Source organism: Gardnerella sp. DNF01205 (assembly GCF_049244135.1).
In the GTDB taxonomy this organism is placed as follows: Bacteria; Actinomycetota; Actinomycetes; order Actinomycetales; family Bifidobacteriaceae; genus Bifidobacterium; species Bifidobacterium leopoldii.
In genome coordinates this window covers 949,470-968,787 of the sequence record NZ_CP058378.1, presented here as the reverse complement: position 1 = coordinate 968,787, position 19,318 = coordinate 949,470, and the positions used below count along the sequence as shown (strand labels likewise).

The following is a 19,318-nucleotide window of genomic DNA, read 5'->3' as shown; positions in this document are numbered from 1 at the left end:
TACCGTCATACTTATTCGTAACAATGTTACCGTGCATCTGCTGTAAGGAGTCGTCCCGTGACCGAACAGACTAAACCTGAAGAAACTACTAAAACTACTACCGCGCCAAAGCCGGTTGCTCCATCTCCAGCAAGCTTCGCGCATAAGACTCGTGTTGTTGCTCAAGCACCAACCATTTCTTATAGTGAAGAGGATATTAAAGCCGCAAAAACCTTTGGCCGTGTTGATGAAAATGGCACTGTTTACGTTACTGAAAACGGTGCTGAGCGTGAGGTTGGTCAATACTCCACTGGCACTCCTGAAGAAGCGTTGACTTTCTATATTCACCGTTATCTTGATTTGAAGATTAAGCTTGATCTTTTTGCTAAGCGCTTAGAAGCTTCCAATGTAAAAGCAAAAGAAATTGACGAAACGCTTAATACTTTGAAAGCTGAATTGGAAAATCCTGCTGCCGTAGGCGATATTGCTGCTTTACGTGCGCGACACGCCGAATTGACTGCAAAAGGTAATGAAAAGAAGGAAGCAATCGCTAAAGCTCGAAAAGAAGCTCTGGAAAAAGCTTTGAAAGAGCGTACAAATATTGTAGAACGTGCAGAATTGTTAGTAGCGCAAATGAATGAATCTACTAATTGGCGTGAATTAAACGATAAGCTACGTGCTTTATTTGACGAATGGCAGGAGCATCAGCGTACTACTATTCACTTGAATAAGTCTGATGCCGATGCTTTGTGGCAGCGTTTTTCAAAGGCTCGTTCTGCATTCTCTCAGGCTCGCAATTCTTGGGTTAAAGAACGTGAGCACGTGCGTAATACTGCTAAGCAGCTTAAGGAAGCTATTATTGCAGAAGCTGAAAGCTTAAAAGATTCAAAAGATTGGCGTGAAACTTCTATGAAGTTCAATGCTTTGATGGATCGTTGGAAGAAAGCTGGCAATGCTGGCCGCCAGCACGATGATGCTTTGTGGGCTAAGTTCCGCGAAGCTGCTGATGCTTTCTATCATGCTCGTCAAAATGACCGTGAAAAGGTTAATGCTGGAGAACACGAAAATCTTGCTAAGAAGGAAGCTTTGCTCGTAAAAGCAGAGGCTTTGTTGCCAGTAGAAAATGAAGAAGCTGCTAAGAAAGCTCGTAAGGCTTTGTCTCAGATTCAGGAAGAATGGGATGCTATTGGTTTCGTTCCTCGTGAAGATATGCGTCGTATTGAGTCTCGCTTAAACGACGTTGATAAAAAGATTAAGGCTGTTGAAGAAGCTGCTTGGCGTGAGGCTGATCCTGAAGCTAACGCTCGTAAGTCCAGTTTTGCTTTACAGTTGGAAGCACAACTAGAAGAGCTTAACGCTGCTATTGCTAAGGAAACCGATAATAAGCGTAAAGCTAAGTTGGAAGCTGAAAAGGCTACTAAAGAGCAGTGGTTGAACGCTGTTAAATAATTAGTTTTATAACTAACTAAAAGTATGGGGTCGCTTGATTTTAAGCAACCCCATACTTATTTTTTCGGCTGTATTTTAAGCTTTATTTGCTTTAAGAGTTTTTTATTAAAGATTTAGCTAAATGAATAAAAGTATTAGCTAAATTAGAATCTGCCAATTTTCCATCTTCGGTTAGAACAGCAGGTCTCCCTGCTTCACCAGTTTCTCTAAGCGCAGGATCTAAAGGAAGTTGAGCTAAAAGAGGCACATTAGTGTCAAGAGCGTTACAAAGTTGTTCGCTTACTCTCCTTCCTCCTCCTGAACCAAATAATTCTAAGCGCTCGCCGTTATTTTCAAACCAGCTCATGTTCTCAACAACTCCGCGAACTTTTACAGGAATTTGCAAAGCCATAAGACCTGACCTAACTGCTACATCTGATGCGCTAGGCTGTGGAGTTGTTACTACAACAAGCTCTACGTTTGGTAAGGATTGCGCTACAGCTAATGCCATATCTCCTGTGCCTGGAGCTAAATCAAGAAGTAAAACATCAGGGTTGCCCCACCAAACATCTGAAAGAAACTGCTCTAAAGAACGTTGTAATCGTGGTCCTCTCCACAAAATAGCACGATCAGTTCCAGCAAACATTCCAATAGAAATAAGCTTTACTCCCCAAGCAACTACAGGCATAAGCATTCCGTTTAAATTTGTTGGTTGAGAATTAACTCCAAACATTCGCGGTAAAGAAAAGCCGTAAATATCGGCGTCAATAGCTGCAGTATCGTAACCTAATGCTGCAAAAGTTGCAGCTAAATTAGCAGTTATAGAAGATTTTCCAACTCCGCCTTTCCCAGAAGCTATAGCAAAAATTCTCGTGCGAGTGCCAGCTTTATTAAATGGATTTTCTTTGCGTTCAGCTTTTAAATCTGCAACCAACTTTTCTAATTTAGTTTTACTCATTGCAGTGGCGTTAACGTGCGGTATGAGTATTGCTTGAGGATATTTAGATATAGCTTCTTGAACTCGTCCTGTAATTACTTCTGCAAGAGGGCAATTTGGCACAGTAAGTTCAAGATTTATTTCTACATCATAAGCAAACTTTGTTGTATCAATGGTTTCAGCTTTTTCTATCACATGCACTCCGGTTACCATATTTAATTCGGTAACAGAGCGACCTAATTCTGGATCAATAACGCTACCCAGCAAATCGTAAACTTGTTTTTCGAGTTCACTTGTATTCATGCGTTATGATTCCTCAGCAATGAGATTTGGCATAGTATTATTTGCAATTTGTAGTATTTCTTCTAAGTTCCCAGTTTTTAAAAGAGTATTAAACTGTTGTTCGTTAAGCATAGGGATGCCAAGTTCTTGCGCTTTAGTTGCCTTGGATCCTGCATTTTCGCCTAGAATAACGCAATATGTGTTCTTGCTTACTGATCCTGATGTTTTGCCGCCTCTTGAGACTATAGCTTCTTTTGCGCTGTCTCTTGTAAATCCTTGCAAAGATCCTGTAACAACTATTGTTTTACCTACTAATGTTTGAGCGAAAGATGATGCTTCAACTTTCCCTACTACACCTGCTTCTTGCCACGATTTTAATACTTCAAATTGCCAATTAGTAGGATCTTTAGCTTGTTGGAACCAGTTGTATACTGCTTGCGCAATTTCAGGACCAACTCCATCAATTTGTGTAAGTTCTTCAATAGATGCTTTGGAAATATTGTCTAAAGATCCAAAATTTGCCGCTATAAGACGTGCAGTTGGTGGACCTAGTCTACGAATAGATAAAGCAACCAAAACTCGCCACAGTGCTGCATTTTTGCCTTTTTGAGCTATTTCTTCAAGCATACTACGAGTAGTTTCAGAAGGTCTTGTATACCATGGCACATTTATTGTTTCTTTAGCGTTGTCGCTAGTTTTAGCATTTCTAGTAATGCGCTTATTTTTCCAAAGTACCACTTTAGCGTCAATTGGAACTTGGAATTTAGGATATTGAGGATCCCATTGTTCGTTTGGTGAAGTAGTTTTTTCGGGAGTTCCTTCTGCTTCGTAATTTGTAGATAACTTTGCTTCGATTGTGCGAGTCCAAAATGCTCTAACTTGATGCCAAAGACCAGATCCGCCTATTTTGCGTGTACGCTTTTTAAAGCTACCGTCTTTACTAACTTCTTTCCACTCTTCAACAAGAGGAATTTCTTTCCAAACCATTACATTTTGCAAATCGTCGGCAGTAATACTAAATAATCCAGCTTCATTTCTAAGTACTGGAGTTTGTGGTTCAGGTAGCGTTAAATCTGGTGACGGTATATATGGTTGTTGAGTTGCGCCTCGCTGAATTATAATTTTATCCATATCTGGGCAGTAAACTTCTGCAGTTGTAGGCCTGCAATCCTCAGGATTTGTAAGAGCTAGCGCAGCGTTATCGCCCAAATTTTCAATATCAAAAGCTTGTCTGGAAGCCAAGTGAATTATTCGTTCTGTAAGTTGAGCTGGGCAGTTTTCTACATTTGGGCAACGAATGTCTTTATCTCCCTCTTTTGCAGGAGCTAGCTTAGTTCCACAAGATGGGCAGTATTCTGGCATAACAAACTTTCTAAGTTCACTTTCTCGCCCTTCCCTAGCTTTAAGTACCGGTCCGACTAATTCTGGAATAACATCCCCAGCTTTACGAACTACGACAGTATCGCCAATTAGCACACCTTTATGTTCAACTTCGTAAGTATTATGAAGAGTTGTGCGAGAAATTGTCGATCCTGCTACAGTAACAGGTTCAAGAACAGCTACAGGAGTTACTCTTCCAGTTCTTCCAACCTGGACAATAATATCCTTCAAGTAAGTATTAACTTCTTCAGGAGGATACTTGTATGCAATAGCCCATCGTGGAGCTCTAGAAGTAGCTCCTAGTTGATGCTGTAATGCTCTGTCATCAACTTTTACAACTATGCCGTCTAAAGCGTGCAAAATATTTGCTCTATGCTTTCCGTAATAGTCAATCATTTCTTCTATTTCAGAAAAATTTGTGACTTTTCTTGTGTACGGAGAAACAGGTATTCCCCACTGTTGATAGAGCTTATATGCGTCAGACTGATTAAATTTTGTTTCACTATTGTTATGGCTTGTATTTTCTTTCCAACGAAGCTCACCTAGTCCGTGTGCAAAAAAGCTTAATCGACGCGTGGCTGTAATTCGTGGGTCTTTTTGGCGCAAAGAGCCAGCTGCAGCGTTACGAGGGTTTGCAAAAGCAACTCGTCCAGCATTTTCTTGTTCATCATTTAATTTTCTAAAGTCTTCCCATTTCATAAAAACTTCGCCACGAATTTCCACGAACTCAGGAATATCGTCAGGATTGTCAGAATGAAGCTGTGTTGGTATTGCTTCAATCGTTCTTACGTTTAATGTAATATCTTCGCCAGTTACGCCGTCGCCTCTAGTAAGACCTTGTTCAAGAGTACCGTTGCGATAAATAAGATTTAAAGCAAGACCATCAATTTTTACTTCGCAAGTCATAGGAAGAGGTTTAGACTCATCCCATTGTAAATCGCGAATTACGCTGTTATACCAATCGTGTAATTCTTCAATTGAAAATACATCATCCAAACTCATCATTCGAGACGGATGCTTTACAGAAGTAAAATCGTTAGAAAAAGTTCCACCTACGCGATGTGTTGGGGATTGAGGAGTATCTAAAGTTGGGAAGGCAGCTTCTAAAGCGCTTAGCGCTCGCATTCTTGCATCATATGCTGCGTCTGAACTAGTCGGAGAATCTTCTACGTAATAAGCAATTTGATCAGATTGTGCCCAAGCTGCCAATTTTGCCCAAAGTTTCGCAGCTTGCTCTATAGTAAGCGTCGCTGGCTGCAAGTTTCCAAGAGCCAACGCATCAGTGTCTGTTGGCTGAAGTTGAGCAATCCACGTATCTGTTTTTTGCGTATTTTCATGAGTCTCATTTTGCTCGTCAAAATCGTCAAAAAGAGTCCATTGTGCGTTTTTTGACTCGATATCATCGTGAGCCATACTCATGAAACCCCCTTCAAATCAGCTGTTGCTTTATATAGATTATGTCACTTACCATTTACGCATTTAATGAACGTAAGAACTGTGATTGTACTGCACCTTCACAATCGTCATTCAGTGACATTCGAATATGCGCTACGCACAAAGTTCTTGCAATTACAAACATTCCATCGTCAACAGTTAGCTTTGCGGCTTTTCCAATAATATGATTTGCTTCAATATTAGGCCAGACAGGAATATCGTCACTCATAAAGCAATGTCTAACATCATCCATACTAGTAGGAGCTTTATAACACTGCGAGCGCATTCGTGATAATAATTCTTCTAGTTCCATTTGTAGCGGTTCTATTCTTCCTGGAGCTAAATAGTCTGCCATTCGGTAAGCGCTTGCTGCCAGAGTGAACTTGTCTTGCATCCAAGCTGCATAAGCTAATCTATAGTATGCGAATGCTGCGTCGTCTTTGTCTAATGCGACTCGAAGTGCGTTTAGACATGCTGCTACTGTTGACGTCCAATCTTCTTGTTGCGATAATGCTGCTGCAAGTCGCAAATGCGATAATGCGTATGTTGGAGCGTATGAAACCATTGTGTTTAAATGTTTTAACGCCGCATCATATTGATGTAGTTGTGAGAGCAAATCTGCTAATTCCATGTGGGCGTAGAATAATCCGTCTGGAATAAGTAGTGTTTGCTCGTCTGGTGTTGCGAATAAGCGGTTGTACACTACTCGTTCTGCATATGAATTAAAGTAACGTGGCACAGCATTATCTATTGTGAACATGGTGTCAAATTTTGCAATATTGTTCTCATAAGATTCTAATGCTTGTTTAATGTCGCCCTCTATGAGTTGTTCTTGGGCGTGTATGCGCATATCTCTTATATTTTGAGATGCTTTGAAATGAAGTTCCGGTATTGTAGTTTCGTCAATAAGTGAACGAGTTACTATATCTGCTTGGTTGTTAAGCTCTGGGTCGCCAATTTGTTCGATGATATTCATTGCTTCACGAGCTTTTTCAGCTGTTGTTAGCAATGGTTGTGAAGCAATATGATGAAAATCGGCGACTGCTTGCTGTAGCAAGTCTTCTCGTTGTATAGAAAGACCTTTAGCATGTTCTGTTCCGAGTATTTCTTCTTGTTCTTCGTTAAATAGTGTGTCTGAAAACTCTGGCTCTTCCTGTGCGCCGTTAGGCGAGAAGCAAGTGTCATGCAAATCGAATGATGGTTCTACAGTGTTAAACTTGCAATTTTCGTTTAAGCTTATACGCGCGTTAGATTTTTTGTAGAATTCTATAGGATTTTGTAATCCGTGCGAGCGAATATGTTTTACGAAATTGTCACGTTCGAAAGTGACGGTCATTAAAGTTCGCACTTCTGGCGGTTCGCTAAATGCTGCTAAAGGATTTGTGTTATTTGTGTTGTTTGCGTTGTTTTCATTGTTTCCGACTTCCATCGCGCTTGTTAAATCATCACTATGCTCATCTACTAATGATTGCGCAGCTTCTACAACATCAGCAAACGGTAGGTGTTGCAAATCTTGCAACTTAGAAGGGTCACCATGAATGTCTCCATCTTTTGGCTCACCTTTTTCGTGCGTACTATTGTTATCAATTCTATTTAGTGCTCTTAGCGTACGATTTAGTAGATTGCTAATAGCGCTATCTTGTGCAGCAACCATTTCTTCTAAACCTATAGAGTCAAGTCTAATAGAAACTTGCTGTATTTTATCGCTAATACCAAAAGCGAGAGTTGCAAGCATAATTCCAATTCTCAAATTGTAATTTACTGAAATATTGGACTTTTCGCTATCGCTATACTCATGCCACTTATTTTTATGAGTATCGTAGATACTTCTTGGCATTAGTGATGATCCTGTTGCTGTAAAAGCTAATGCAACTTTCCCATCTCCTAAATTAGAGCGAAAATCTGCATCAAAACGGAACGGTAAATACAAGCTACGAATAAGTTCAGCTAAAGATTGGCGATACAACCACTCTCCTGCTTCAGTCTGTTTTAAATACGATGCAGACTGTTGGCACTTGCGAGCTTTGCGCCATAAATGCATTAATGGGCGAATACAGTCATCTTGCGTAGGATCTCCGAAACTTTGCATTCCTAAATCTTCGCTAGCAATAAAAGCTGGATCTTCAATAAATGAGTTATCGATAGCACAAATGCGCTCGCAAGTAATATTATCTTCTAAACTTTTACCACCTTGCGATGCGTTTGCTTGAATGCATTGATAAATTGCTTGTAGTCTGTTTAATGCACCTTCAATGCGCAACACTTTCAAAGCTGCAGAAGGCTCTAATGAATCATCCCAAATCAAGTAATGTGCTGAAGTTTTCTGTGCAGGTTGTAAGTGTAATCTTTCCGCTGCATGGACTGCTTCTAGACTGTGAGTTTGCTCTAATGCTCCAACGTCGCGCATGACGCGTTCGTAGTATTCTTCCAAACCGGAAACTCTAAAACCTTCTTTGCGCGCAGTTTTAATATCGGAAACGCTTCTTCTTATTGCGCCAAGAGGAGCTTCTGTATGCAAGCGGTGTAATACGTGAAAATATCCAAAACCAACTAATGATTGGTGTAAATCTGGCACAAAAAAAGTCGCAAAAAATACTGTAGCAATAGCGTCTTCATATGAAAGATTGCATCTAAAATCGTCACTCAACGATACGCGTGTGCCTTCGATAGTATATTTTTTATGCTTTCCATTGTTTAAGCAGATCCATGAAGCAACTTGATGTAAGCCATCATCTAAAGAAACTTGCATAACAACATCGCCATAGACAAAAGGCTTATCGTTAATGTTTTGTTTTGCGTATGAGCTTGAAGTATTCTTATTTACTTTCTTTTTTCGTAAATTTTTAAATACGTTTTGTAGTTGTTTTGTAAAGTTATGTGATGCTTGTATTTGCTTAGATCCATAGAATCTAGTTTTGTTATATAGATTAAAAGACCCTTGCTCAATAAATGACAATTGTGGTATGCGCTCAATTGCTTCTACAGGAGTTACTTTATCTCCTGTGTAAACTCTCCCATCTTTGTCTGCGATTGCAAGTTGACGAAAATGTTTTCCATCATCTTTGCATAAACCTAGCGCAATTCCAAATAGTTTCCCAGGGATTTTAAACCAAGCTAGTTGGGTATTTGGTGGAAGTCCTGGAAAATCACGAAAAATACGGTGTTTAGAAAAAGTAGGAATGGAAGTAATTTCGCCTTGTTGCCATAAGGAATCAATAGCGTCTGACATGATTGACATACGATCTTCTTTAGAGTGTGTCTGCTCGGTAGATTGCACGTCTTCAGCCATAATCCCCATTCCTTCAAGTCGTTGACATAATGCAAGTTGCGTTCGTAAGCATTCAGCATTTAATCTTATGCGCTGACTGCACTCGTCACATCATAGTTCAGTATATAAGTAGTATATAGGAAACGCATGTTCGATGTGTGAATGTTGCAGAATTGTGGATATTTTATTTTCAAATGGAGCGGACAACGGGACTCGAACCCGCGGTCTCAACCTTGGCAAGGTTGCGCTTTACCAACTAAGCTATGTCCGCAAACAAGTGAATACCTTATATCATTTTCATAAAAAGTGCAAATTAGGTATGTCGCAAGCCTTACAAGTACTGGCTGCACTTGTAAGGCTTACTTGTTTCAGATTTTTAGTGTTTTAAGTTGAAGACTTATTTTATTTGTTTGCTTACTTGCTTTCGTCATCGCGTTTTGGTGAAGATGGAGTAGCGCCTTTTTCAAGTACTCGACCTGGGCCTGCAAGATAAGCTGCGCGGCCTGCTTCAATGCCAAGCTTGAATGCTTTAGCCATAAGCACGATATCTTTTGCGGTAGCAACTCCAGTATTTGCCATTACAGCTGCAGCACCCATTTCCATTGCTTCAGCAGCCTGGCTTGGAACGCCAATGCCAGCATCGACAATAACAGGAAGATCGATTTCGTCGATAATAAGCTGAATAAACTTCTTAGTTTCAAGACCCTTGTTAGAGCCAATCAAAGAGCCGAGAGGCATAATTGCAGCAGCTCCAGCGTCGCGCATTGCCTTAGCAAAGTACAAATCTGGATACATGTAAGGAAGAACAGTAAAGCCTTCGTCAGCCAAAATCTTTGTTGCTTGCAAAGTAGCTTCATTGTTTGGCAACAAATACTTGCGATCAGGAATAATCTCAAGCTTGATGAAGTTTCCGCAACCCATTTCGCGAGCAATATGTGCAGTGTTAACTGCTTCCTCTACAGTTACGCATCCGCTAGTATTAGGCAAAATGGTAACGCCTTCTGGAATATGCTTTAAAATTCCTGCAGCTTTCTCGCTATAGCGAATTGCTACAGTAATCATTTCAGCTTTAGCACTATTTACTGCGGCATCAATAAGCTCCTCAGAATACTTTCCAGAACCCAAAATGTATCGAGAAGTAAACTTCTTACCACCTAATTCTAAATAATCTTCATTCTCCATAATTTCCTCCATTTTTTATCCATTTCAACGCTTCTAACGCTTCTAAACTTGCGATAATCGAAACATAAGGCAAATACAAGCCTTCTTCAGGAGAAGACTTAAAATCACCTACTAAGCACACGTTTGAAAGATGCTTAATTTTTACGTTCTTAATATCTCCTAGTCCAGATAAGCCAGAAGCGGTAATAACATATTTGTTAGGATGATTCATGAAATAGTCAAGAACCATTGCTTTCGATTCGCGATTGTCGAATGCTTCAATAAACAAGTCGGAGCGCTCAGCAATCTCATCTAACGATTCCGGCGTAACTTTTTGTACGAAAGCTTCTACTTCAACGTACGGCAAAGTTTCATTAAGCCGTGCTTTAGTAGCAGATACTTTGTGTTGTCCAATTTCGTTAATCGTATAATTTTGACGGTTTAAATTCGAATACTCGATACTGTCAAAATCGTAAATGTACAACTTTTTTACGCCGGCTCGCGCAAGCATCAACGCGATATTTGATCCCAAACCGCCGCAGCCAAGTATTGAAACTGATTGTTGAGCAAACAAATCATTATCTTCCTTTAGCTGACGTTTAAGAACTTTTGCGCGAATATCGTCACTTTCCATTCATCCTCCTCCCATAATGCTAAATACTTCAATTTTTGCGTTATCTTTAATTATGAAAGTTTCAAAATCTTTGCGTTTTACTAATTCACCATCAACTTCTATTGCAACAAAAGTACTGTCGTAGCCTTCGCGCTTAAGTAGTTCAAGTAAATTCTCGTTCTCAACATAATCCACAGTATCGTGATTAAGTTTCAGCACACTTACCTCCTTTCTGTAGAATATGCTTTAAGTTTTAAATATTACGTTTAAAGATTCTACCTAATCCTTAGCTGGATGAAGAATAAACTTGCCCTTGAAGCCTTTGCAAACGCCATTTTCTTGGCTGTAAATTTCTTCGCCGCGAAGCAAAGTTCTTACCACCTGGCAGCCAATAGTGCGACCAACGTATGGGCTGAACTTGTTTCGATACTCAAGGTCTTCAGCTTTAAGAACATAAGGAGCGTTTGGCTTAATGAATGCAAGATCTGCGTCATAACCCAAACGTATGCTGCCTTTTCCTTTCAAATCGAAGCGTTTTGCAGAATTGCTAGAATTCAATGCCACAAATTGAGTTAATGACATTCCGCGCTTTTGCACAGCTTCATCAAAGAACACATCAACATCGTTTTGAACGCTACCAATACCACCCCAAGCTGTGAAAGCATCATCAGTTTGCTTCAAACTCAAAGGAGCTGGCGAATGGTCGGAAACAATGAAGTTAATAGAACCGTCAAAAACCTTTTCCCACAAGCCATTCTGGTTTTCCTTGTCACGAATTGGCGGAGTGCACTTAGCGATATTTCCAATTTCGTCAAGCTCAGAAGTGTCGAAATACAGGTAATGGTTGCAAGTTTCGCAGCTTACGTCTACGCCATTCTTACGAGCGTCAGCAACAGCTTGAGCGCCTTCCGGTGAAGAAACATGAACAATATGAATTCTGCATCCAGTTTCTTTAGCAAAAAGACAAGCGCGTTCAATCGCTTCAACTTCGGTGAAAACAGGTCTGGTTGCTACGAACTCAGAAAGCTTTCTAGCTCCCATTTGATGAGCTTTCTTTCCAAGCTGGTCTGTAATAGGAGCGTTTTCGCAATGCATAATCAAAATTTTGCCGGTTTTTGCAATCTGCTGCATACCGGTGTAGAGGGAATAATCGTCGCAATTATACAAATCAACTTGCAAATCCTTGTCGCCAGTAGTTCCAAGGAATGCCTTGTAATTAACGACACCCTGCTTATCTTGCTCGCATATTCCGCCATTGAGGTTTTGTGGTTCCAAGCCACCAGTTTGACCAACATCAACCTTGAGCTTTCCGTCGGCTTCTTTAAGCACTGCTTCAAATGACTTTCCATCAGTAGTAGCAGGAATCTGATTGCAAGGCATTTGCAGCATTGTAGTAATACCGCCTTTTGCGCCGGCAGAAGTTGCTGTTACAAAACCTTCCCAATCGTCGCGAACGCCGCCGCCTGGAGCGTTAATATGAACATGAGAATCAACTTTTCCAGGAACAACTATTAAATCAGTTGCGTCAATAGTTTTATCGGCTGTAAAGTTGCTTCCAAAAGCGGCAAACTTGCCGTCTTTAATTGCTATATCGGCTTTAGTTGCTTCATTATCGAATACAACCAAACCGTTTGTGATTACTACATCGTAGTTCATATTATTTCCTTTCTTTAGCCATTGTTGGCTGAAAAACTTTTGATAGTAATATTTGACACACGAAGCCTACAGCGCATCCCACAATCCATGAGATTTGAGTAAGCGGTGAAAGTAGAGGAATTATCTGCCCGGAAAGAGCAAATAAAAGCCCAAGTATCGTAGAAGTATAAGATATCCAGTTAGTTCCAGAATAGGCAGATTTTGACGAGCTATTTGTATCGTAATAAATTTGATCAAGATCAATATGCGTGCGCTTTACTACGTAATAGTCGGCAAGTAGAACACCTGCAATAGGGCCTAAAAGCATGCCAATAAGATTCAAAAAGCCTGTAATATTAGCCATAAACTTCCACGGCATTAACACAGTGCTTACAAGAGCTGCAATAACTACGCCACGCTTATAATTTACAAATCGCGGAGCTAAAGCAGTTAGCTGGTATGCTGCAGGAACAATATTGCCAGTAGCATTTGTGCAAACTGTAGTAAGTAGAAGCAACCCAGTAGCTATTGCAATTGCAGGAAGATTATCCCACTTGTTTATGATAACAAGAACATCTGTAATGGTTTCATGGTAAAAAAGCGATCCGCCCACTAAAATAACTACGCTTGTAAAAGCAAAAAGCGCGTAACTTAGCAAGAAGCTAGCAATTTGACCTTTTAGTTGAGCCATAGTTGACTTTGCGTTTTGCGTAAAATCAGCAATAGAAACGGCAGGAGCAGCCCAAACGCCCAGTACAGAATTTACAACCATCATCATGAAAAGCCCAAGACCGTAATTAGTTGGCGCTTGAACAGTAGCATGATATTGCATGATTGCAGATAATCCACCAGCACAGCTAATAGCCCATACGCTCATGCAACCAAAAACAACGTAAATAAGTGGGCTTAATACTACAGTTAGCTTATTAAGAGTCTTTCCTCCGCCTAAACCAATCGCCAAATTAAGCAACCAAAATATTGCGAAGGAAATAATAATAGGTATGTGCGAACCTACAAATGGTATTTTGTTTCCAAACGTAAGAAACTCAGGGCAAATTTTGCCAACTAGAATCTCTAAAGCTTTCGCACCTATATATGTTTGAATTCCATACCAGCATATTGCAGCAACTACTCCCCTGAGGAATCCTGGTAGTTGAGCGCCTGCTTTTCCGTATGTTGCGCGCAAATGCATAGAAAACGGTATGCCGTATTTGGAACCTACAACACCGTTAGCAACCATGACAATTGCTGTAAGAATTGCGCCAAGCATGATACCAATCATTACGTAAATTGGAGAGTATCCCATTAAAAGGAACGCGCCAACTGCAGCATAATTAGGAATATTGTGTACAGACTGCATCCACAAAGTGCAAAAATTAAGAGCACTCATTGTGCGTTTTTCTTGCGGCTTTGGCAGTAAATCTTCATTAGTGTAGCCGCGCTCGCGGTAACATTCCAAGTTTTTACTAGCTACTGGCTCATCTTGTAGCAGTTTACTAATTTGCATGCGCACCTCCTTACTTTTCTTGTTTGTAATTTGATTCTTTTTTGTGTTTTGAGTTTTTTGAAAGTAATAATCGCAACTTTGCTCAAAAATAAAAAAAGATACGAAAGGATTTCGTACCCGTGGTGGTGCGCCCCTTCGTATCAGCCTCTTATTCGTGAATAAGCGTTGTACTCTCATTCGATATTCACTTTTCTTCGCTGCGATTAATTAAGCAGTGAAGTTTGCATCGTATATGCCTTTTGCGTCCTTCCTAGATTTCTATTTATTTGGTTTTCGTTATCTTTTTAGTTGGTTTTTAGTTAGTCCTCATAAGCCAAACTATGCAGAGCATCTCGTAAAAGCTTTACTCCGTGAACAGCGTCTTGTGGATCTGTGTACTCTTCTGGAGCGTGACTAATACCATCTTTGAAGGAACGAAAATCATTCCGGATTTTACAAACGGAGCAAAAATTTGCGTATCTTGACCAGCACCTGAATGCATGACTCTGTACGCATAACCTTGCTTATTAGCTTGATCTTTCAAAAGATTAATAATATCGTCGCTAAGTGGTGTAGGATCGTCAGACATCCACTTATCGATCTGCGCTGTAATGCCATAAGACTTGGCAGTTTCGTGAATATCCTCGTCGAGTTCCTGCAAGAATTTATCAAGAAAAGCTTTATCTGTATGACGGCAGTTCATTGAAAAAGTAACTTCTCCAGGAACAATATTTACTTGATTTGGAACTACGCTGATTCTACCGAAAGTAAGCACCAGTGGGTCGCCTGCTTGCTTAGCTTTGTCAAGATTTTTGGCGATTATATGAGACATGCAATCTACTGCATCGTGCCTGTAGGACATCATTGTTGTGCCAGCGTGATTTTGTACGCCTTTAAGATGAATATCCCAACGATGCTGACCAGCAATGCTAGTGATAATACCTAAATCTTCGTGATTGCTGTAAAGCGTTGGTCCCTGCTCAATGTGTAGCTCAATCCAGGCTTCAAGATTTGCGAACTTAGGTTGAGTTGTTTGATAATTGAACCCAGCTTCACGCATTGCTGTTTCGAAAGGAACACCTTCGCTGTCGCAAATATTTTCTACGTCCTCTTTTTGGGCTAGTCCGAAGAAATTCTTTGAACCCCAGAATACGTATGGGAAACGTGAGCCTTCCTCTTCTGCTAAGCAGATAATGCGAAGACTTTTCTTTGGCTTTCCATATCTAGTAAGTAAATTCTTAATTGCTAAATAGGCTGCAACTATTCCAAGTTGGCCGTCAAAACGACCTCCTCTTGAAACTGTGTCAATATGCGATCCACAAGCTATTATGCTTTCTGGTTTTTCGCATCCTTCAACAGTTGCAATTAGGTTTCCAACTTGGTCGAATTCTACAGTCATACCGAGTTTTTCAAATCGTTGACGAAGAGCAAAAAGAGCCTGTTTCCAAGATTTTGTGTAAAGAGGTCGAGTAACTCCTTGTTCTCCTGGTTTTTCTGTGAATCCTGCAAGCCAGCTTATGGCCGATTCTATAGTTTCAGCACTTATGCTGCTATCAATCATGTGCAGTATTCCTCCTCACTTGTGCAAGTTTTCCCAAAAGTGACATTCAGGCGGATATTTTTTGGTTTTGGTGTTTGGTTTTTAGTTTTTAATTGTTTTTTAAATCTTTTTTTTTAATTGTTTAGTTGATACTCGTGTAATTGCTACTACTTTGTGGCAACGCAAGATGTCACGAAAATCGTGACAGAAAGAAATCACTTATTGTAATTGCTCCCTACGCATGTCTTAACAAAACAGGTTCAAAGGGTGTTTCTCAACTGTTTCCAGTACCCCTGCAATTTTCACTTGTACTCGGACGAGTATAGCACGATATTAAATGAACTCAAAATGAACATTAGTATGTGTGTTTCTGTGAAGAAATGATTGGTTGCTTGCTTGGCTGGTCGGTTGGTTGGTTGATTGATTGACTGACTGCTATGAGATATTGCTTCTATTTGTGGTTGCATGTGTGTTTGGCTGCGAAAAATTTTCATATGTAAGTTAGGAAATAAAAAATAGCCAGATAACAAAAAACGCAGTGCTTCTACACTGCGAACATATTGTGGGTGATATAGGAATCGAACCTATGACCCCTTCCGTGTGAAGGAAGTGCGCTAGCCGCTGCGCCAATCACCCAAAATTTTTTAATTATGCGTGAAAGGCAATCCTTTCGAGTGGGCGATACAAGGTTCGAACTTGTGACCCCTTCCGTGTCAGGGAAGTGCGCTACCACTGCGCCAACCGCCCGGTTGTGTATTAAGCTAACCCGCTTAATCGAGGTGGGTACGAGAGTCGAACTCATCTATACGGCTTTGCAGGCCGCTGCCTAACCGCTTGGCTAACCCACCGTAAGGTCGAATAACTCATCGGACCTAGAGCGGACAACGGGACTCGAACCCGCGGTCTCAACCTTGGCAAGGTTGCGCTTTACCAACTAAGCTATGTCCGCAATGCAACTTTACTGAACAATGTCAGCGCCGAAGCACGAGTAACTACTATACCCGAAATATTCTCAAATGCAAGCCCTCGCCTATTTTGGCGTGTCGCTGGTGCTCTCAAGCTGGTTGTAAGTGAGCTTGGAATTGCATAGTGCATTTCAAGCTCTTTCAAAGTGAGAGTGTATGTAGTTCTTTGTGAGAGTGTAGGTACGAGGCATGTGGCGTTGAGGCGGTGATGCATTCATGATATTTTGTGTTTACACTTAATAATATTAGCGCTTTGTGTTAATATTATTAAGACGGCTAAAAAAGAAAGGAGCTGAAAGATGGATATACTCACAATTATTACGTCACTTATAAAATATTCGCAATTGTTGGCGTCATAATTACTTCAATAGCCGCGCTATATGCCATAAAGAAAGGCAAGTAGCGGATTGCATGGAGCGTAGCTAGCATCTGCGCTCTGTGCTTTCCTTTAGTATATCATCGAAAATGTAGAAATGAAATTTTTTAATAGAAACCCTTATGGTGTTGTTAGTTTACTGTGTGCAGTATGTAGCGTTTTGCTTGCATTGCATCTTCCTTTGCTTGCGATGCTTATGAGTTTGAATGCTGGCATTTTTGGCTATATAGCGGGGCGTAGTAAGAAAGGGTAGAAAATGGGTAAAGTGTATCTGACTGCTCTTGATGTGGCTCGTTTGCTTTCTGTTGGTCGTCCTACGATTCGCCAGTATTTGGTGATTAGTAGGAAAAAGCAGAAAGCAGGCACGCTCACAATCGCGGATTTTCCGCTACCCGACGCGCTAGCTGGCATTGTGCAAGAAGCGCCATTGTGGAATTATGAGACGATCCGCGCGTATGCTGCTAACCGTTCTCGTAGTCCTATCGTTTTGCCTGATAGTGCGTCTGACGCGGCGGAGCTTATCCGCTGCCGTGTGGCTGATGGCACTGCTAGGCGGTGAGCAAGAAGAGTCATGGTGTTATGTTGGGGTTATAGGTCAAAAAACGGGGGTTCCAACCACTCATATTGGCTAGAACCCCTAGCCTCAATCTTTCCACACGATTATGAGTAGAGCAAGAGTATTAGGCATTATTTCAGCTATCTGCGCTATTACCGCGGTAACAAACGTTATTTTACAAGTGCCATTCGCTGGCATCGGGTTCACTCTAGCAGCTGGCATCGCTGGCTTATCCGCTGGCTTAACAGGCAGTAGCAAAGAAAAATAAAAGGAGCTTACCATGTTAGACGAGAACGGACAAACAGTACTCGTATCACTACATGACATTGCGCGGCTTCTTGGTGTTAGCTACGAGTCTATGCGCCAGTATTTAGTGCGCTCTAGGCGCGCCGCCTTAGAAGGTCAAAACGCGAGTGAGTCACGTGGTCTAATACCACTACCAACACACTCGGTTGGCGTACTAACCACAAAGCCCGCGTGGGATTATGATACGATCCGCAATTGGGCAGCACGCCGCCCACATCGCCCCGTAGAGCTGCCAACATCATGGCAAGAGTTAAAAGAGACTGTTGATAAAGCAGCTAAAACTGAGTCAAGCAAGCAATAGTAAAAAGTAAGGGGTAGGCAAGTTTTTTATTTGCCTACCCTCTTTAAAAAGATTAGCGCGCGCGGTATGATGCGCCGCGATGCGTTTTAACTGCCGCGTGTGCGGCGGCTATCATGTCCGCCACGAGACTACTACAACCACACTTGCCGCACGTGTAGGTTCTATCCCGCGTATGCGGGAAAGACTATAGTGGATTGTGAGTCCTGGACACTTCGATTGTTCGGGACTCTTTATTTACTTATTGCGTTTCAAGGATTACCACTGCGTATTAGGGAAAGACTAGTACCCCCGGTGAGAGGGCACTTTATTGAAAGGATTACCCCGCATATGCAGGGAAAGACTCATATGATAGAATCGAAGTAAAAGCTAGGGCTCCTCTTACCCTTTAATCTCGTAATGAGTTGGTTTGAGGGTATGACTAGCTTTCGTATATTCCAACTGTTTTATAGTCTTTAATGATTCATATGTTATAGCCAAAAGTAAAGGAGCCTGCACAACATCTAAGGTGAGTAAATCAACCGACGGCATGAAGCCGACTTTCAACGCAGGAAGACTCCTTCTTGCGATAGTATCAACTATCGCTTTATTACACAACTTTGTTGTCATATAAGATTTTATTTTGCGAGATTGTATTCATTAAGTAGTTCTGAGAGCTTAGTTAATCCTGCTTGGCGCTCGCGAACGTCAAGAGATTCGGCCAAATCTGCAGCGCACACTGCGATTGGCATAAAGGATATTGCTGATGATTCTTGTGTGCCTTCAGTAATGTGTGAAGACACATTTTGGCAAATAAAATCGAAAACCTCAGAATCTTCGATAACGCGGAGTCTAACATTAATTATTGAACTATCTGCGCCATCTTCGCTCTTTTTAAGATGAAACTTATTTATTAAATCCCCTAAATTGTTGCTGCTTACGTATCCTTCTATTTCGTCAGTTTGCGTAAGTTGGAATTGTGTGTGCATATTTCCGGTTGCAGCTGAAAGTATTAAGTGCTTTGAAAGTTCTACCAAACGCGATTTTCTACACCAATACTTCATTGTTTTTGCGCGATTTCTGGAACGATTAACTAGCTCTTGTGGAGTAATTGAGCGCAAATATGCTTCTATACGATACTTCTGCTGTCTATTTATCCACGAAACTTCACAATCGCTAAGCATAAATAATGCAGCAAAAGCTAATGACGGAGCATATGCCCTACCGCTTTTAGAGCTTTGTTGTTTATAACGATTTACGGAATCAAGTGAAATTAAAATCTTCCTACTTCCAAATGCGTATGTTGTTAGTAAACGATTAGAGCATAATGCGCTAACTCTTTGAGTGCTAACTGCTAGCTTGGCTGCAGCTTCCTCACGCGTAAGAAGAGTATCATTCACAAAAATAGACATAACGCAAGTGTATCAAAATTGTTGCGCTAAGGAAACAGTTTTGATACGTGCTGAGTAGTTTTGTAAAAATACTCAGTTTAATTATAAAAACTTAATAAAAAATAAACACACTAATTTTTAACTTAAAAATTAAAATTCAATGAAAAAATAAAATCAAACAACATAAAAGTTACCTCTAAAAAATAAGAGATTGATTGATAGTTACATTTCTTGTCTAAATTTGAAACCTTTGTAGTTGCTCTTGGAAAGATTGAAGGTTATATAAATAAAGATTGCAAAATAC

The 19,318-nt window shown here is 40.7% G+C and carries 13 protein-coding genes, 5 tRNA genes and 1 riboswitch; of the genes, 3 read left to right on the top strand and 15 right to left on the bottom strand.

The annotated features are described in order from the left end of the window. Window positions 1-57: 57 nt before the first annotated feature. Window positions 58-1,428 carry a DUF349 domain-containing protein gene (locus HXT47_RS04075; protein ID WP_004574246.1) on the top strand — a complete coding sequence of 457 codons (1,371 nt, stop codon included), beginning with the start codon at window positions 58-60 and terminating at the stop codon, window positions 1,426-1,428. A gap of 91 nt (window positions 1,429-1,519) precedes the next feature. On the opposite strand, the gene HXT47_RS04070 is transcribed toward HXT47_RS04075, so the two are convergent. From HXT47_RS04070 to HXT47_RS04005, 14 genes are all read right to left on the bottom strand, one after another. Then, a complete protein-coding gene (locus tag HXT47_RS04070) occupies window positions 1,520-2,647 on the bottom strand; it encodes an Mrp/NBP35 family ATP-binding protein (RefSeq protein ID WP_004574245.1) in 1,128 nt (375 codons plus the stop codon). 3 nt (window positions 2,648-2,650) lie between these two features. Then, window positions 2,651-5,419 carry an NAD-dependent DNA ligase LigA gene (gene ligA / locus HXT47_RS04065; RefSeq protein ID WP_421788883.1) on the bottom strand — a complete coding sequence of 923 codons (2,769 nt, stop codon included), beginning with the start codon at window positions 5,417-5,419 and terminating at the stop codon, window positions 2,651-2,653. Window positions 5,420-5,477: 58 nt separating this feature from the next. Then, window positions 5,478-8,729 carry a tetratricopeptide repeat protein gene (locus tag HXT47_RS04060; RefSeq protein WP_421788881.1) on the bottom strand — a complete coding sequence of 1,084 codons (3,252 nt, stop codon included), beginning with the start codon at window positions 8,727-8,729 and terminating at the stop codon, window positions 5,478-5,480. A 174-nt stretch (window positions 8,730-8,903) separates the two neighbouring features. After that, window positions 8,904-8,979, bottom strand: a tRNA-Gly gene (locus tag HXT47_RS04055). A gap of 143 nt (window positions 8,980-9,122) precedes the next feature. Continuing rightward, the gene (locus tag HXT47_RS04050; protein WP_421788880.1) at window positions 9,123-9,890 is read right to left on the bottom strand and encodes a thiazole synthase; all 768 of its coding nucleotides are present in this window, start codon (window positions 9,888-9,890) and stop codon (window positions 9,123-9,125) included. Next, window positions 9,880-10,503 (bottom strand): sulfur carrier protein ThiS adenylyltransferase ThiF, encoded by a 624-nt coding sequence (thiF, locus tag HXT47_RS04045; protein ID WP_004106663.1) that lies wholly within the window; start codon window positions 10,501-10,503, stop codon window positions 9,880-9,882. Before thiF ends, HXT47_RS04050 begins: the two co-directional genes overlap by 11 nt. Continuing rightward, a complete protein-coding gene (gene thiS / locus HXT47_RS04040; RefSeq protein WP_004574242.1) occupies window positions 10,504-10,701 on the bottom strand; it encodes a sulfur carrier protein ThiS in 198 nt (65 codons plus the stop codon). It abuts the gene before it with no gap. A 60-nt stretch (window positions 10,702-10,761) separates the two neighbouring features. Further along, a complete protein-coding gene (gene allB / locus HXT47_RS04035) occupies window positions 10,762-12,138 on the bottom strand; it encodes an allantoinase AllB (RefSeq protein WP_004106667.1) in 1,377 nt (458 codons plus the stop codon). 1 nt (window position 12,139) lies between these two features. Beyond that, window positions 12,140-13,624, bottom strand: coding sequence for an allantoin permease (allW, locus tag HXT47_RS04030; RefSeq protein WP_004574240.1), 1,485 nt, complete (start codon window positions 13,622-13,624; stop codon window positions 12,140-12,142). A 343-nt stretch (window positions 13,625-13,967) separates the two neighbouring features. After that, on the bottom strand, window positions 13,968-15,164 hold the full coding sequence (locus HXT47_RS04025) for a hydantoinase/carbamoylase family amidase (RefSeq protein ID WP_421788879.1): 1,197 nt from the start codon (window positions 15,162-15,164) through the stop codon (window positions 13,968-13,970). 194 nt (window positions 15,165-15,358) lie between these two features. Continuing rightward, window positions 15,359-15,448: riboswitch (TPP riboswitch) on the bottom strand. Between the two features lie 258 nt (window positions 15,449-15,706). Further along, a tRNA-Val gene (locus HXT47_RS04020) sits at window positions 15,707-15,779 on the bottom strand. 39 nt (window positions 15,780-15,818) lie between these two features. Then, window positions 15,819-15,890 (bottom strand) — tRNA-Val (locus tag HXT47_RS04015). A 30-nt stretch (window positions 15,891-15,920) separates the two neighbouring features. Next, window positions 15,921-15,991 (bottom strand) — tRNA-Cys (locus tag HXT47_RS04010). A gap of 28 nt (window positions 15,992-16,019) precedes the next feature. Further along, window positions 16,020-16,092: transfer RNA gene (locus tag HXT47_RS04005), tRNA-Gly, on the bottom strand. Between the two features lie 489 nt (window positions 16,093-16,581). On the opposite strand from HXT47_RS04005, the gene HXT47_RS04000 reads away from it, so the two are divergent. Next, the gene (locus HXT47_RS04000) at window positions 16,582-16,737 is read left to right on the top strand and encodes a hypothetical protein (RefSeq protein ID WP_421788877.1); all 156 of its coding nucleotides are present in this window, start codon (window positions 16,582-16,584) and stop codon (window positions 16,735-16,737) included. Between the two features lie 3 nt (window positions 16,738-16,740). After that, on the top strand, window positions 16,741-17,043 hold the full coding sequence (locus HXT47_RS03995) for a hypothetical protein (protein ID WP_004574237.1): 303 nt from the start codon (window positions 16,741-16,743) through the stop codon (window positions 17,041-17,043). A gap of 1,218 nt (window positions 17,044-18,261) precedes the next feature. Here HXT47_RS03995 and HXT47_RS03990 read toward each other — a convergent pair. Then, entirely contained in the window at window positions 18,262-19,035 is a 774-nt protein-coding gene (locus HXT47_RS03990) for a helix-turn-helix domain-containing protein (protein ID WP_004119551.1), read from the bottom strand. Between the last annotated feature and the right edge of the window lie 283 nt (window positions 19,036-19,318).